This window comes from Pseudomonas koreensis, from assembly GCF_024169245.1.
Taxonomy (GTDB): domain Bacteria; phylum Pseudomonadota; class Gammaproteobacteria; order Pseudomonadales; family Pseudomonadaceae; genus Aquipseudomonas; species Aquipseudomonas koreensis_F.
On record NZ_JALJWP010000001.1, the window covers coordinates 4,537,147 to 4,551,899 of the forward strand.

Genomic DNA, 14,753 nt, shown 5'->3' on the forward strand with positions numbered 1-14,753 from the left:
CCCGTCCGTTAAGAATGAATGGAAGCGAAATGGATACTGAAATCTCAGAAGCGACAAAGACAGATAGCGACAGCTCTGCGGCAGGTGCCTCCTCCCCGGCGGTACAGGTTGAAACGAAACCTGCCTTGGAGCTTGATCCTCAGCCTGTAATGCCTGCCAGTTGCCCCAACGCGTTCGACAAAGTGGAAACGGCTTGCTCGACAAGTTATGGCGAGGTGATCTACGCCACCAAGGAAAGAATGTTCTATCTGCTGCCTGAACGCGCTGCGAGCTCGATCAAAGAGGCAATGAATGAACTTGAGCAACATATCAGCGCAAGCAAGTCTCCTGAGGAACGTTTGAAGGGGATGAACACCGCAGGGTTGCTTGAGTATTTTCTCGAACCCAAGTTGTCTAACTTCCTGCAAGGTGAACAGAAAAGTCGAATGCTGGAAATCGAAGCTCAGGAGCCGGATATTGCGCAGCCAACCATGGCCATGCGCTTGAAAGCAGTGAGCCGTGAAGCCCGAAATTCAGCTGCGCTGGACAAGTTGCCGGATCAGAGTGAGTACGCACGGAACCGGGCACTGGCCGGTCAGCAACAGGCTAGCCTGCTTGAGGCCAACTCCGAGGGGCAAAAGCTGCAACGACTCTACAACGAGTGGAAGAAGCTGAAGGCTGTAGCAATCGAGCAAGCCAGGATAGCTGGCTACACCTATGAAAGCGGCAACCTGTTTTCGCCCGGTGCTCTTGAGGCTAGAACTCGTGTTCAGACCTATCTGAAAGCCCGTGCAGCGCTCACAACCAGCGGCAAGCTGACTACTCTTAAAGAAGAAGATTTCAAGAAGAACAAGAAGGCGTATCTGGACGCCACAAACTGTGTGATTGATGGCAAGGCCCGGATGTGCGGTTATTTGAACGATGTGGCTAACGAACGCAAAAAAATCGAAAAAGACTTTTCTGCCTATATCGATTCGATTTTGAAAGTCGCTGACTATGGCCTGGCACTTCCTGAGTTTGCCCTCATTCCTGACACAGGCGAAATCAGCGCAGGTATCGAGAAATTCAAGTCATATATCGAGATGGAACAGCGGCAGGTCAAACTGGCTGAACAAATCCGCACCAAATACAAAGCCTGGATTGACGCCAGCGGCCAAAACGTAGCGGCACCAGCGGGCATCGTGGAGGCGGAACGAGCCGAGTGGCAACGCATTCAACAAGATCGCATGAAGCTTCGCGATGATGCAGAAGCCGCTGTAGCCGCAGCCCTGCCACTTCGCCATCTGTTGTGGGAGCCTGAGCAGTTTCAGCCGAAACCGGAAGAGCGCCTGGTCAAGGCCGGCTTTCCGTTGCGCGAAGTAGCGCTTTTCAATAGCCCCAACAGTCCGGTCAAGCATTTGAGTCTGCTTAATCTGGAAGGCATTGAAAAAGCCTTGAAAAAAGACGTAAGCGCGCTCGGTGCTACTGCAAGCAAAGACCTGCAGAAACTTCCCGGCAACAGCAATGGAAAAGCGCAATCTGACACAGACGATAACCCTTTCCATGAATGGCTACGCCTCGAAGGCGCGATGGCCATCAAGGATCAGGAAAGCAACTGGTTCGATGAAAAAGGCTGGTTCGATGTAGAAGCCTTTTATTCCTATCTCAAGTCGAAAAAGCTCAAGGTGGACACTCTCGAGGACACTGGCGCCCGCAAAGACTGGGGGCTTCGCCTTCGGCAGCTGCTGTTCAAAGAAGAAGTTCGAAGTTCGTTGCGTCTGTTCGATAACAGTCCTCAAGCACAATTAGTTCGTTGCCTCACGCCACCACAGTCCTCCATCCACACTGGAACAAAGGTCACTGGTCCGAGCTTCAGCGTAACCGATAACTTCAAGGCCTCCGCCAAAGCCGAAGCCAGCCTTGGGATTGACTTGGCACGCGGCGAAGTTGAGTTGATGAAGATGGATCTGCCGGGTAAAGATCAAGCAAAAGACATCCTGATCCCGTACCTGGATTACGAGAAAAATCGTAAAAACCTGAATCTCGGCAGGTTTTCGATCCATTTGGGCGCTAGAGCGTGGGGCTACACAGGCGCTACCCTCCTCCTCTCCTCCAGCGTGCAGTTGGGGCGTGCAAACGTACAAGGCGGCCTCAATCTTCCGGAAATCACCGATGCAAAACGTCCGGAGACCACCAATGCCGTAGCAGCTACAACTAGAAGCGAACCTGTTCTGACGGGCGACGCCGCGAAAGTACGGATTGAAGATGGGGCTAAAGCCCAGTTCAACCTCTTTGCCGGAGTACAGGCTGGAATTCTGCTTACAGGCGCCTTGAACTGGGCTCCGCCGAAAGACATCGCTGCGTTGCGCACTGCCCCTTCGCCCGGCATGGCGAATACCGTCAACAGCACGAAAGCTAGCCAATGGTCGAGCCTGGCCAGACTCACAGCGGGCTTTACTGCCGCGTACGGGCTGGGTACTGCGGCAGACATTGGGATCTCCTTGCATGAAGGCCGCTTCATCATGCGATTCAAGGCTTCCGTCATCGTCGGCGCTGGCGTCGGCGGCGAATTTCAATTTGAAGTAGGCTATGACGGTGTTACTGACTTGATTAACTTGCTGCGACGGGAAATGCATAAAAATCAGGATAAATCGCTAATTTTTGTGACGGACGAAGCCGCTGATTACATCGACAAACTAAACTTTCTTGGCGCTGCCGGGATGGAAGTCGCGATGACTTACATGCAAGGCGTTGATATGGTGATGTCGTTATATGAGGCGTTAACTGGGGGCGGCAGAGGAGCAATTATCGCTCATACGATTATGAATTATCATAATCAAGTTGAGTTAGACCAATGGATCTTGGCAGCGACTCCAGGTGCGCTTGGCCCAATGTTGATGACATTGATTTCTGCGCCGGAGAAATTCAAGATTTCGGAATATGGAGCGCCTAGTGCAAGCTCTAAAGCCACAGAAAAGTCTTATACAAAGGACCAGTGTCAACTGCTTCAGCAGCAGGCTGTTGAGCGCATACTAGGATTGATTGTCCGCCAAGCGGAAAAGCAAGGAACAATAACCCTTGCCCAAGCACAATTTGAAGAAGCATGCATGAGCATGAATCGGTTCGGAACCAAAGCCGCAGACGAAGCAGAACAGCTATATTGCGAGAATCGGCTGCATATGGACAATTTCATGTCAGAAGCAATTCTGCGACTGCACGACGATGCGAACGACGAAATGCGTGCCCGGTATAAAGCGCACGTGAACCTTTTAGGCGCGAACCTAGATGGCTTTTGTCACAGAACCCGATACTACGGACAAACTTTTGTTCCTGGCGGAAAAGCAAAATATGTCTCTCCAGCTAAATACATCAAGGGATAAAAAAATGTCGCGCACACTTATATATATAGCAACCGCAATTGCAACCCTTTTATCAAACAATGTACTTGCCGAGCTTACACCAACTCAGCAGGCCGCAAAAACTCGTGGGATAATGCTTTTTAATCAATACAAACCAGCAGAACTGGAACTTCGCATAGCAGCCGAAGCGGGCGATGCGGAAGCACAATTCTATTTAGCTGACGAGCTTCGTCAAAAAAAACAAGGAATGACTGTCGAAGCGCAAAAATGGTACGAGGCATCAGCATCACAGGGTGATTATTATGCGATGTTTAAACTCGCCACCGTATCGGGAGACCTGTGCTCGGTTGTCAACCAATGTCCTGCTAGTAGTAAAAAACCAAGTGACTGGCGAGATTTATTGATAAAAACTGCTACGCCTCGCGCTTTGGGTGGCGACGGCGAAGCGATGGCTGTGCTTTACAACGCGACTGCAGAGTTGGATTGGTTGCAGAAATCAGCAGCGGCTGGATATGCGCCGTCACAGTGGTTGCTCGCTAATCGTTACGCCGAGGGGGAAGGCACATTTTTGCTACCTTGGAAAAGAAAGAGTGCCGAGGAGGAGTTGCTAAAGGCTGCTTCGGAAGGAGGTTACCCTCCTGCAATGATCGAATATATTTCAATTCTTTCCCAGCGAAATGATCTGGCAGGTGTTCGGCATTGGTGGGAAGAAGCGGCGAAAACCGGTTATCAAAATGCCGTCGCAACCTATGGTGCATATCTTTCCCACACGCCCGACAAAGTTGGCTACCCCGTCGATTTGATCAAGGGCTACGCACTGGTCTCTTTGCTTAAAGAATTGGATGGCGGTGGAAACGTTCAAGTCTATGTGGAAGGGAAGCTTCCTAAAATTGCTGCAAAAATGACATCGAACCAGATTGAGGAAGCGGAAAAATATGCAATTGAGTGGAAGGCCACCCACCCGCCCCTTTCTTTCTTTCCAAGGAAATTAGGTTTTTAATTAGTAATGAAGCAGAATGCAAGAAATAACCGGTACGAGGCTAATCTTCCCGAATTAGAACAATCGACAGCCTTGTCGTTCGCGCTCTGCCGTATCGTTTTCAAAAGTTTTGCAAAGACCGATATACCAGCTAAACAACTGCAATCGAGAAACAACTTAGCACTTACACTACCAAAAGTGATTACCACTACGCTTATTTTATTAACGTTAGCGTCGCCCCAGTCATTGGCGCTTACGAACGAACAATCTCAGGCAAAAATCAAGGGCATTGAACTATACACTCAACACAAAGCCATCTCCGCAATTGAACCATTACAAATAGCAGCCGAAGGCGGTGATGATGAAGCACTTTACTATCTAGGAGAATCAATAAGAAAAAACAACAGATACATGACTCAAGAAGCGCAAAGGGCTTACGAGGAGTCAGCAAAAAAAGGCAATATTTACTCTATGATTCGACTCGGCGGAGCAGATCAAGACCTGTGCGTAACTATGAAGAATTGTTCTCCCTCTGAGCAATCTCCTGAAGATTGGATGAACAACGCCAAAAAGCTTGCTACTGATCAGGCATCTCATGGTGATGCTGAGTCGATGTACCTACTATGGGAGATAACAGGAAACGATGAATGGCTGGAAAAATCTGCAGAAAAAGGTTTTGCGTTGGCGCAATTCCGTTTAGCGACGAAGTATAAAGAGGGGGGAGGGATATTCTTACTACCCTCCAGCAGGTCAGATGAAATCGAAAAATGGATGAAAGCCGCTGCAGAAAATGGTTATCCTCCAGCTATGATGGGTTTCGCCGCTTCTAGAATTGAAAAAGCCGATTTGTCATCATTTAGAAAATGGAATGAAAAAGCTGCAGCCTCAGGCTATGTATCTGCGGTTTTTGGTTATGCATCATATATTGGCGAAGCTGAACCAAAATACGGATTCGAATCAGACCCAGTGAAGTCATACGCGCTATTGTCGAATCTACTAGAGCTTGATGGTGGTGGAAACGTAATAAATAATGTTAACGACGTATTGCCGGGAGTGGCAAAAAACCTGTCAAAAGAGCAATTAGAAAAAGCAAAAGAACTTGCAAAAACGTGGAAGACCACCCACCCGCCACTCTCGTTTTTTCCAGATAAGTTAGGGTACTGAGAATTTACACCACAACCTTATTATTGATCTTCTCTTGAGTATGCCAAAGCTTGCCCCCTAATAATTCAAATCGCAAACGACAAAGTGCCCAAGATAAGGTAAAAGCAACAGTGAATAACTCAGCCTACATTTACCTCGGGCAACTCAGCCTTAACGCCGCAGTCATAGACTTCACAGCACCGCACACCCTCAGCTCTCCCCGCTGACACCCAGTGCTACAGGCTCGCCCGGCTTCACGCCGGGCGCCTATCAGCAACGCTGGAGTCCCCTCATGAACATTCGTCCCTTCCTGCTCACCGCCACCCTCGCCTGCAGCTCATTCGTCGGGATGGCCCAGGCCAATCATCAGCCAAATCCGATCCAGTGCCCTACCGATACGACATACCGCTCCACGTAGCAGAGGTACTTTCGCTAACCGAGCCGCCGACCCTGAAATGCAAAATCATCACCGCCGACATGGAATACATCGACAGCACCGGCAAGCCCGCACAAATCAGTTACAGGAAATTATCTGACGCGTGCAGTCAGCAGAACTGACAGACGATTCTGATTTTCCGCTTGGCCATAGGCGTGCGGTGGTTTCGGCGGGTATGCTCGGAGCCTTCCCTACTGCCGCAAGGATTGGCCATGCAGTTGTCGTTCTGCACGTTGTCGAGCTTCACTTCAATCCTGTGTTTTCTGCTGGCGCTGGTCTGGGGATTTTTTCCGGAGGTGTTGCTGGCGATCTGGAGCATTGGCTATTCGGAAGGCACTGGCGTAGTCGCAAGGCGCAGCGCGGTGCTGTTTGCGGCGTTGGGGGTGATGTTTTATTTGCTGCGCAATGCTCCGCCGTCAGCGGCACGCAGTGCACTGAGCAATGGTTTCATCGTCGGCTGTTTCGGTTTGGCGGCGTTGGGTTTTGGCGAATGGCTCAACGGCCACGCCGGCCCCGGGATTTTGCTCGCGGTGCTGGTCGAGTTCGCGCTGGGCCTTGGTTTTGTGCAGGCCCGGCGCGTGACGGTCGAACTGGGTGAAACGGTGGGTTAAACGGCTCGAGAACGAGCGCTGGTTTGATGTGTCGTGGTTTGAAGCGCGAGATCGGAACGCAGGCCCGCGACCAGGTTGTTGATTTCACGGCAGCTGTTCAGGCGGCTGGCATCGATGCCGCTGACGTAGAGCTCGGCCTGATCGGTTCGATGATCGCCAAATACTTTGACGGACATCGACAAGTCTGGTGACAGCGTGCACTGGCAGCGTTTCGGCAGGAAGCTGCTTTCAATGATATTGCGTAATTCCAAGGCAGATAAAAACATGGCGAACCCTCTCCTTTCTGTGCGATTGCCAATCAAGTATTCACGCTGACCCTTTGCTGCGCCTTCACGGGTGTGCCCCCGCTGTTTCCCTGGTGCGGCAAGTGGTGGTACTGCGAAATGCCCATTGGAGTGTAGGCGCCCAGATCCGGTGCGCCGCACTTACATAACGCATAAAACGTGCCTTTGGTCGGCTAGTTTCGACTCCCGCAGAATCAAGCACTTGGAAACGTCGCCAGCATTTTGCTATTTGCAAAATGCATGAATCGACCACCCATCCCCTGCAATATGCAATCCCGGGTGGGTTTGCTTTCGAAGACCATGACGGCAAGAATGTCTACCATTCCAGTTCAACCCGCACGGAGGCCTCCATGAATTCCTTACGCATTTGCGCGATCACTGGGCTGTGTATCGCCAGCCTGTCCACCCTCGCCAACGCCGCCAAGCTCGAAGATGTCGCGCCGTATCCCAAAGCCGAAGCCGGGTTCACCCGCCAGGTCATTCATCTGCCCAAGCAAGAGCACGAAGAGAATTTCCAGGTTGAAATCCTCGCCGGCAAAACGCTGGAAGTGGATTGCAACCGCCAGCGTCTGGGTGGTGTGCTCGATGAAAAGAATCTGCAAGGCTGGGGCTATCCGTTCTATCGCCTGGAAAAGGTCATCGGCCCGATGAGCACGATGATGGCCTGCCCGCCTGGCAGCAAGAAAAAGCGCGCTTTCGTTCCGGTCGTCGGTGATGGCTTCATGTTGCGCTACAACAGCAAGCTGCCAGTCGTGGTGTACGCGCCTTCGGACGTCGAAGTGCGCTATCGCATCTGGTCGGCGTCGGACAAAGTCGGCACCGCCCTGCAGGAATGACCGGAGCCCAGCCCTTGATTACTTGCCACGTCAGATATGTGATCGATCCTTACCAGTTACCCGCTTTCGAAGGCTATGCCAAAGCGTGGCTCGACATCGTTGAGCGCTTGGGCGGCACCCATCACGGCTACTTCCTCCCCTCGGAGGGCGCGAGCAACATTGCTTATTGCCTGTTCAGTTTCCCGTCGCTGGCCGATTACGAGAGCTATCGACATATTGCAATGACCGACCCGGAAAGCACCGCACTGGTGGCCGACCTGGTAGAGAAAAAATTCATTGTCAGTTACGAGCGCACGTTTCTGCGCCCGTTGCTGCCCTGATCGCCATCACGCCGGCACGCCGCAAGCAGCGGCGCGCTCGACGACATGACGCAGACTGTCAAAGTTGATGTTGGCCCCTGAATCAATGGCAACAAAGGTCTGGCCACTGACGCCATTGCGCGCTACGTACTGCTTGATCCCCGCAACAGCCAGCGCCCCTGACGGTTCAGTAATCGAACGCGTATCGTCATAAATGTTCTTGATCGCGGCGCAGAGTTCGTCATTGCTGACCGTGATCACTTCATCTACGCAGAAGCGGCAAACCTCGAAGCCATATGCACCGATCTGCGCCACCGCCACGCCATCGGCGAAGGTGCCGACGCTCGGTAGAACCACCCGCTCGTCCGCGCTCATAGCCGCTTGCAGGCACGCTGAATGTTCCGATTCGACGCCGATGATCCGCACTTCCGGGCGCAAGTATTTGACGTAGGCCGCGATACCGGCGATCAAACCTCCGCCACCGACCGGGATAAAGATCGCGTCCAGCGTGCCTTGATGCTGGCGCAGGATTTCCATGGCCACGGTGCCTTGGCCGGCGATCACGTCAGGATCATCGAAGGGTGAAACGAACGTGCATCCGGTCTGCTCGGCCAATTGAAGCGCATGTGCCAAAGCAAAGGGGAAACTATCACCGTGCAGCAATGCGTCGGCACCGCGACTGCGCACGCCGAGCACCTTGAGCTCAGGGGTGGTGGAAGGCATGACGATCGTCGCGGCAATGCCCAATTCCCGTGCCGCCAGCGCTACACCCTGCGCGTGATTACCCGCCGATGCCGTAATCACCCCCCGTGCTCTCTGCTCATCGCTCAGTTGCACAAGTTTGTTGTAAGCACCACGGATCTTGAAAGAGAACGTTGGTTGCAGATCTTCGCGCTTGAGCAGGATCCGGTTGCCCAATACTTCCGACAACGCTGGCGCAAGCTGCAACGGCGTGCGCACCGCAATGTCGTACACCGGCGCGGCCAGGATCTTTTTCACGTAGTGCTCGAGCAGGGCTTGTTGGTCGGGGCTGTGCGGCATGATCGTCTCCTGACATTTATCAGAACCCCGGAGACAGAAAGTAAAAACCCGCCTCTAGGGCGGGTTGGGTGCTGCAGTCGTGAGCTAGCCCGCCAAATAAGGAATGGCGGTAATAATGCTTGGCTGGCAGCGCGATACGGTGAAAGTCATGGGCTGGAAATTAGCCTGCCGGCAGATGGCAAGTCAATGGTCATTTGCGCGCCGCACCGGTAGGCTGGCGATTCTGCTCATCACACCAAGGAAGGAAAGCATGATGTCCATCGCCCTGCCCCTCACCGCTTTGCTCGCGTTCAGCGGTTACACCATTTCGGTAATGCTCCAGGCTGAACAATCCCTGATCGACTTCGGCATCAGCCTGATGTCACGGCCGGACACTGCGCAGGTAGTGATCGATTTGTACCTGTTGGCGACACTGGCCGGGGTATGGATGGTCAAGGACGCCCAGGCTCGCGGGCAGTCGGTCTGGTCTGTGCTGCCTTATTTGTTGCTGACGGCGGTTTTTGTCTCGGTTGGGCCATTGTTGTATCTAGTGGTACGCGGGATTCGTGAGCGCAACAAGAAGGCGGTGGATCTGGCTCGGGTGGTTTGATCCGGATTATTCCGCGTCGGCCGGATTGCCTTCGCGGGCAAGCCCGCTTCCACAGGGGAATTGTCAGGATAAAAGACGAGGTCTCCAGAACCTGAATATCGCGGCTGTCAACTGTAAAGTCTGACAGTTATGCCACCAACCCTGATGCGGTAACTTGAGCCTTCACCGGGAGCTTGCCCCCATTAACGTCCTGCGTCAGGAGCATGAGCGATGAGTGATTCAGCGTCCACATCTACAGGAGAGTTTTCTGCCGAGACGGAAGGTGGTGACGCTTGTTGTTTTATACGACGTTAGTGAATCTTGCGATCAGCTCTCGCCCGGTGCCTGTCCCCTTTTGGCAAGCTATTGGTGATCAGGAATTCGACGAACCGCTTCCGCGGCGACACGCCTATCTGAGTGTCTATTTCCCTGTGGGGGTAACGGCAGGCACCTATCCGCTGACCAGGGACGGCGACTATCGAGGGAGCTATGCGGTCGGCACTCTCGGTGATGCGCAGTCGTACTATTCAACATCAGGAGAAATAACGCTGACTATCGTGCCGTCATCGGAAGGCGGACAAGTTGAGGGCACAGTGTTCTTTACAGCGCTAAATGATAAAAACGGGAAGACAGTCACTATCAAAGATGGCAAGTTCAACATGAAAAACCAGGCCTTACCTCGGCAGCGACCATGAGCGGGGGTAAGCTTTTGAATGGTCAGCCCGGCGTTCTCGCGGCCCCGCTGCCTCAGCCCCGCCTCACCGCAACAAACGCCGCCGTTTCATACGGCACCGTCACCACATCCCTGCCGAGCAGCTCAGGCTCTGCGGCAATCAACGCACGAATCTGCCCATCGACCTGCGCTCGCTGCGCATCCGGCAGCGCGGCGATGAAACTGGTCGAGCGCACGCGGTTGAAGATCACGTCTTCCGGCGATCCGGTATGGTCATGGTGAAAACGCTCAACCTGCAATGGCGCAAATGCCGGGTGCGGAAACGCTGCGCGCCAGGCGCCGGTGTAATAGCGCGGCGTGTCACCTTCGAGCGCGTTGACGATGGCGTCCAGTTTCCGCACCCAACTGACACGGGTGTCGCGCAGGTTCCAGATCAACCCCAACTGGCCACCGGGCTTAATTACCCGGGCGATTTCCGTCAGCGCTTCGGTGCTGGCGAACCAGTGAAACGCTTGCGCGCAAATCACCACATCCACAGAAGCATCCGGCAGCGGCAGATCAGTCGCCGTGCCACTCACCGCCAAGACTTGCGGCCATGCGTCAGAGAGCTTCTCCAACATCTGCGCCACCGGTTCCACGGCAATCACCTGGGCGCCGGTCGCCACAAGCCGCCCGGTGAACTTGCCGGTGCCGGCGCCCAGATCGAGCACGGTTTTATGCCCATCCAGACCCAGCGTCGCGGTCAACCATTGACTGACTTGCGGCGGATAGTCCGGCCGCCCTTTGACGTAGGTGTCGGCAGCGCTTTTGTAGCCGGCAGCGGCTGAGTGATGGACCTGATCGTTCATGACAATGCTCCTTTAGGCAAAACATCGGATCAACGGCAGACGCTCCCGAGCATAGCGCTTGAATTTACGCTGAACTTGAACAGTCACTGATAAAGCAATGAATAAAGTTTCACCCTGTGGTGTTCAAAGTGAAACATAACCCCTGTGGAGCCTTGTCCATGACTATTCGTTCCGTTATGTTCGCCGCCCCGTTGCTGCTGGTCGCGGCGATGGCCAGCCATTTGGCCTTGGCCAATAATGAACAAGAGGTGCAAAAACCCGAATGCCCGAAAGGCCAGGTTTGGGACAGCAAAACGCAAAAGTGCGTAATGCAAACAAGCAGCCTGTTGCCGGACGCTGACCGTACCGACTACGTCTGGCGCCTCGCCAGGGTTGGTCGCTGTGAAGAAGCTCTGGCGCAGCTCGATACGCCCAGGCAACCGACCACCGCCTAGCCCTTGACTAGCGCGGTTACGCCACACGCAAACTGGGGCGCACCGACGAGGGCGTCGGTTATTGTCTGCAATCGGCGAGGCTCGATCCGCAGTACGCGCAAGTGCGCGAATACTTTGGCGACGCCGCCGGTTTATCGGTGGCGCTGCTGCTGCTGCGCGGTTGGCCGGTGGCGTGTTGGTCGACCGCTTGTTCCTCGGCCTGAATCTTTCTCCAGTCACATTGAAGTTGCCGGGCGCGGAATTCAAACGTGCACAAATGCTTGAGTACGACGGCGTGCCGATTGCGCAGATTGTTTATCTGGATGGGAAACACGTGCCACCGGCGCGGTGTGTGACCCTGCACTATCCCAAGTGAGAGAATTTCCAAGGACTCCACGATGTCTGATACATCCCGCTCTGCCTTACTGGTAATCGACGTTCAAAACGACTTCACCCCCGGCGGCCAATTAGCGGTACCGGAAGGTGACCTGATTGTGCCGCTGATCAACCAGCTCGCCCGCCAGTTCACGCAGGTCGTCATTACACAGGATTGGCACCCTGCTGGTCATGCTTCATTCGCGTCGAGTCATCCAGGTCACCAGCCCTACGATGTCATCCATCTGCCTTATGGCGAGCAGACACTCTGGCCCGATCACTGTGTGCAATCGACAGCGGGGGCGGATTTGCGCCGAGAACTCGACTTGCCTCATGCCCAACTGATTATTCGCAAGGGCTGCAATCCTGATATCGACAGCTATTCGGCCTTTCTGGAAGCCGATCGCCGCAGCACCACGGGCCTGACCGGCTACCTGAAAGAGCGCGGGATCGATACCGTCTACATGGTGGGGCTGGCACTGGATTTCTGCGTGATGTTTTCGGCGCTGGATGCTCGGGCAGCGGGGTTCAATGCTTACGTGGTACTGGACGCCTGTCGGGCCATCGATCTGAATGGATCAGAGGCGGCAGCGATCGAGCGGATGCAAAGTGCCGGGGTCGGGTTGATTCAATCCACAAAACTGGTTTGAACAACCACAGCCATCTGTGGGAGCGAGCCTGCTCGCGAAAGCGTTGGGTCAGTCAACGCAAACTTGGCTGACAGACCGCCTTCGCGAGCAAGCTCGCTCCCACAAGCATATTTTCAACGTCACGAGCCTCAGGTGTCAGTGGGCAACCACAGTCTGAATCGCGCCCCACCCAACGGCGAACTCTCAACCGTCAATGTGCCGCCCTGCGCCTCGAGGGCGCGGCGGCTGATCGCCAGACCGAGTCCGAACCCACCCGTCGCACGATCGCGACTCCGGTCAAGTCGGTAAAACGGTTCGAAAATCCGCTCACGCTCGTCGTCGGGAATGCCAATGCCATCATCGTCGACCCAGATCTCACACCCGCCAGCGCTGACCTGCACACCAATCTGAATGCGTTTTTCGCAATAGCGCATGGCGTTGCGCAACAGATTCTGAATAGCCCGCGCGGTCAAGCGCGGGTCCAGTGCGAAGCGTTCGAGCTGACCGTGCAGCAGAACATCGATCACGATGTCCGGCGATTCCAGCTCCTCATCGACACTGCCGAGAATGCTGTCGATGAACTCGTCCAGCGACACCTCAATGCACTCGGGCGATTGCGCCGGATTCTGCAAGCGGCTGTAGGAGAGCAGCTCCAGTACCAGTTCATCCAGTTCACGGATGTGTGCGACCAGGCTCTGCAAGCGCTCGCGACTGGCGGCTGGCAAGTCTTCGGACAACGCCAGCGCCAGGCCGAAATCCAGACGCGTCAGCGGCGTGCGCAGTTCGTGGGACACGGCGTTGAGCAGATCGCGTTGCTGGTTGAGCAGGTTTTCAATATCGCCAGCCATGGTGTCGAAGACATTGGCAAGGCTGCCGATGTTGGAACTGGGTGCGATTCTGGTTCGCTCGCTCAAGTGGCCTTTACCGAAGCGTTCGGCGGTACCTTTCAGGCGTTCCAGATCGCGCCAGTGCGGACGTAGCCAAAGCAGCAGGCAGCCGAGCAACATGGCACCGATCAGGACGTTGATGCTCCAGTACAGCAGATCAACGTCGACCGGATCGGGCGGCACGACCATGCGCACAGCCATTTCCGCATTCAGCGGAGTCACCGCCAGCGTTCGCCAGCCCCAGTCGCCGATGCGCACAACGTTTTCGCCACGGTGCAGACGTTCCTGCTCAATGGGCGTGAACACCGGGTCGTTGATCGGCGTGAGGACGATGTGCAGCGGCTGGAATTCCTTGTCCATCGCCGCCGCAATCGCCGGCCACTGCTCTTGCGGCGCAGCATGAAACTGCTTGGTGATCAGCGATTGCAGACCTCGGGAAAAGTCCAGGTTGTAGGTGACGAAGCGATCGCGGAAAGCCATGACTACCAGGTCCGGCACCAGATAGATCGCCGCACTATAGGAGACGATCGTCACCAGATACAGGCGAAACAGGATGCGAAACATCAGCTCAGCATTCCCATTCGGAGCGGCTGAACAGATAGCCCTTGCCCCACACGGTCTTGATCTTGCGCGCTTCGCCGGCGTGATCATCGAACTTGCGCCGCAGCTTGGAAATCGCCACGTCCACCGAGCGGTCGGTGCCGTTGAATTCGATACCGCGCAGTCGCTGCAGAATCTGATCGCGACTCAGCACTTCGCCGGCGTGCCGCGCCAGCACCACCAGCAAATTGTATTCGCCGCTTGACAGTTCAACCGCTTGGTCGCGCCAGGTCACGGTGCGTTCGGACAGATCAATGCACAGATTGCCCATGACAATGCGGTCATTGACCGTCAGCGGTTCGCCGAGGCTGCTGCGTCGCAGCAACGTGCGCACCCGCGCCAGCAGCACCCGTGGCTCGCAAGGCTTGGTGACGTAATCGTCAGCGCCCATTTCCAGGCCCAGCACCTGATCATGACTGTCGTCGCGGGCCGTGAGCATGAGGATCGGCAGTGTCGCCGAATCAGCGCGCAGCAGGCGGCAAACCTGCAGGCCGTCGAGGCCCGGGAGCATGAGGTCGAGGATCACCAGATCCGGCGGACTGATCCGCGCCCGCTCGCGCACATGGTCGCCACGGCCAATGACGCTGACGGTATAACCGTTGCGCTCCAGGTAGCTGGAGATCAGTTCGGCGAGGGCGGTGTCGTCTTCGACCAGGAGGATGTTGGGCATGGGTGTTCCAGAAAATGCTGTGGCGACAGTTCGGGCCTGATCGCGAGCAGGCTCACTCCTACAGATGGAATGTAATCCTCTGTGGGAGCGAGCCTGCTCGCGAAAGCGATCGAACTGTCGCAATAAATTTCAAGGCCTGCAGGA

13 protein-coding genes and 4 pseudogenes are annotated in these 14,753 nt (G+C 54.9%); 12 read left to right on the top strand and 5 right to left on the bottom strand.

Annotated features, from left to right (window positions below; translation table 11 throughout):
• Positions 1-29: 29 nt before the first annotated feature.
• From J2Y90_RS19945 to J2Y90_RS19965, 5 genes and pseudogenes are all read left to right on the top strand, one after another.
• Complete coding sequence (locus J2Y90_RS19945; protein ID WP_253502201.1) at positions 30-3,338, top strand: hypothetical protein; 3,309 nt, start codon at positions 30-32, stop codon at positions 3,336-3,338.
• A 4-nt stretch (positions 3,339-3,342) separates the two neighbouring features.
• On the top strand, positions 3,343-4,317 hold the full coding sequence (locus J2Y90_RS19950; RefSeq protein ID WP_253502204.1) for a tetratricopeptide repeat protein: 975 nt from the start codon (positions 3,343-3,345) through the stop codon (positions 4,315-4,317).
• Positions 4,318-4,323: 6 nt separating this feature from the next.
• Complete coding sequence (locus J2Y90_RS19955) at positions 4,324-5,460, top strand: tetratricopeptide repeat protein (protein WP_253502207.1); 1,137 nt, start codon at positions 4,324-4,326, stop codon at positions 5,458-5,460.
• Positions 5,461-5,731: 271 nt separating this feature from the next.
• A pseudogene (locus J2Y90_RS19960) lies at positions 5,732-5,997 on the top strand (DUF2790 domain-containing protein).
• A gap of 90 nt (positions 5,998-6,087) precedes the next feature.
• On the top strand, positions 6,088-6,486 hold the full coding sequence (locus tag J2Y90_RS19965) for a hypothetical protein (RefSeq protein ID WP_253502210.1): 399 nt from the start codon (positions 6,088-6,090) through the stop codon (positions 6,484-6,486).
• On the opposite strand, the gene J2Y90_RS19970 is transcribed toward J2Y90_RS19965, so the two are convergent.
• Entirely contained in the window at positions 6,483-6,752 is a 270-nt protein-coding gene (locus tag J2Y90_RS19970) for a DUF1652 domain-containing protein (protein WP_253502213.1), read from the bottom strand. The two genes, J2Y90_RS19965 and J2Y90_RS19970, sit on opposite strands and share 4 nt — an antisense overlap.
• A 368-nt stretch (positions 6,753-7,120) precedes the next feature.
• Between J2Y90_RS19970 and eco the strand changes: the two genes are divergently transcribed.
• Both eco and J2Y90_RS19980 read left to right on the top strand, forming a co-directional pair.
• Positions 7,121-7,606: a serine protease inhibitor ecotin gene (eco, locus tag J2Y90_RS19975; RefSeq protein WP_253502216.1), complete on the top strand. Its 486-nt coding sequence runs from the start codon at positions 7,121-7,123 to the stop codon at positions 7,604-7,606.
• A gap of 14 nt (positions 7,607-7,620) precedes the next feature.
• Complete coding sequence (locus tag J2Y90_RS19980; protein ID WP_253502219.1) at positions 7,621-7,926, top strand: NIPSNAP family protein; 306 nt, start codon at positions 7,621-7,623, stop codon at positions 7,924-7,926.
• Positions 7,927-7,956: 30 nt separating this feature from the next.
• Here J2Y90_RS19980 and ilvA read toward each other — a convergent pair.
• A pseudogene (gene ilvA / locus J2Y90_RS19985) lies at positions 7,957-8,946 on the bottom strand (threonine ammonia-lyase, biosynthetic); the annotation flags it as partial.
• A gap of 250 nt (positions 8,947-9,196) precedes the next feature.
• On the opposite strand from ilvA, the gene J2Y90_RS19990 reads away from it, so the two are divergent.
• Entirely contained in the window at positions 9,197-9,535 is a 339-nt protein-coding gene (locus tag J2Y90_RS19990; RefSeq protein ID WP_253502222.1) for a DUF2834 domain-containing protein, read from the top strand.
• A gap of 272 nt (positions 9,536-9,807) precedes the next feature.
• Complete coding sequence (locus tag J2Y90_RS19995; protein ID WP_253502226.1) at positions 9,808-10,209, top strand: hypothetical protein; 402 nt, start codon at positions 9,808-9,810, stop codon at positions 10,207-10,209.
• 52 nt (positions 10,210-10,261) lie between these two features.
• Here the strand turns inward: J2Y90_RS19995 and J2Y90_RS20000 are convergent, their stop codons facing one another.
• Complete coding sequence (locus J2Y90_RS20000) at positions 10,262-11,035, bottom strand: class I SAM-dependent methyltransferase (RefSeq protein ID WP_253502229.1); 774 nt, start codon at positions 11,033-11,035, stop codon at positions 10,262-10,264.
• Positions 11,036-11,193: 158 nt separating this feature from the next.
• Here J2Y90_RS20000 and J2Y90_RS20005 point away from each other — a divergent pair.
• From J2Y90_RS20005 to pncA, 3 genes and pseudogenes are all read left to right on the top strand, one after another.
• Positions 11,194-11,672 (top strand): annotated as a pseudogene (locus J2Y90_RS20005) (tetratricopeptide repeat protein).
• Positions 11,591-11,806 (top strand): annotated as a pseudogene (locus tag J2Y90_RS20010) (transcriptional regulator); the annotation flags it as partial. The pseudogenes J2Y90_RS20005 and J2Y90_RS20010, both read left to right, overlap by 82 nt.
• Before the next feature lie 40 nt (positions 11,807-11,846).
• On the top strand, positions 11,847-12,473 hold the full coding sequence (pncA, locus tag J2Y90_RS20015) for a bifunctional nicotinamidase/pyrazinamidase (RefSeq protein ID WP_253502231.1): 627 nt from the start codon (positions 11,847-11,849) through the stop codon (positions 12,471-12,473).
• A gap of 128 nt (positions 12,474-12,601) precedes the next feature.
• On the opposite strand, the gene J2Y90_RS20020 is transcribed toward pncA, so the two are convergent.
• Positions 12,602-13,903 (bottom strand): ATP-binding protein, encoded by a 1,302-nt coding sequence (locus J2Y90_RS20020; protein WP_253502235.1) that lies wholly within the window; start codon positions 13,901-13,903, stop codon positions 12,602-12,604.
• A 4-nt stretch (positions 13,904-13,907) separates the two neighbouring features.
• Positions 13,908-14,609, bottom strand: a complete 702-nt coding sequence (locus J2Y90_RS20025) for a response regulator transcription factor (protein ID WP_253502238.1) — start codon at positions 14,607-14,609, stop codon at positions 13,908-13,910.
• Between the last annotated feature and the right edge of the window lie 144 nt (positions 14,610-14,753).

What these genes read in the sequence shown, in the direction of transcription:
- J2Y90_RS19945 (WP_253502201.1), top strand. Translation starts at nt 30, where the DNA reads ATGGATACTGAAATCTCAGAAGCGACAAAGACAGATAGCGACAGCTCT.
- J2Y90_RS19950 (WP_253502204.1), top strand. Translation starts at nt 3,343, where the DNA reads ATGTCGCGCACACTTATATATATAGCAACCGCAATTGCAACCCTTTTA.
- J2Y90_RS19955 (WP_253502207.1), top strand. Translation starts at nt 4,324, where the DNA reads ATGAAGCAGAATGCAAGAAATAACCGGTACGAGGCTAATCTTCCCGAA.
- J2Y90_RS19965 (WP_253502210.1), top strand. Translation starts at nt 6,088, where the DNA reads ATGCAGTTGTCGTTCTGCACGTTGTCGAGCTTCACTTCAATCCTGTGT.
- J2Y90_RS19970 (WP_253502213.1), bottom strand. Translation starts at nt 6,752, where the DNA reads ATGTTTTTATCTGCCTTGGAATTACGCAATATCATTGAAAGCAGCTTC.
- eco (WP_253502216.1), top strand. Translation starts at nt 7,121, where the DNA reads ATGAATTCCTTACGCATTTGCGCGATCACTGGGCTGTGTATCGCCAGC.
- J2Y90_RS19990 (WP_253502222.1), top strand. Translation starts at nt 9,197, where the DNA reads ATGATGTCCATCGCCCTGCCCCTCACCGCTTTGCTCGCGTTCAGCGGT.
- J2Y90_RS20000 (WP_253502229.1), bottom strand. Translation starts at nt 11,035, where the DNA reads ATGAACGATCAGGTCCATCACTCAGCCGCTGCCGGCTACAAAAGCGCT.
- pncA (WP_253502231.1), top strand. Translation starts at nt 11,847, where the DNA reads ATGTCTGATACATCCCGCTCTGCCTTACTGGTAATCGACGTTCAAAAC.
- J2Y90_RS20020 (WP_253502235.1), bottom strand. Translation starts at nt 13,903, where the DNA reads ATGTTTCGCATCCTGTTTCGCCTGTATCTGGTGACGATCGTCTCCTAT.
- J2Y90_RS20025 (WP_253502238.1), bottom strand. Translation starts at nt 14,609, where the DNA reads ATGCCCAACATCCTCCTGGTCGAAGACGACACCGCCCTCGCCGAACTG.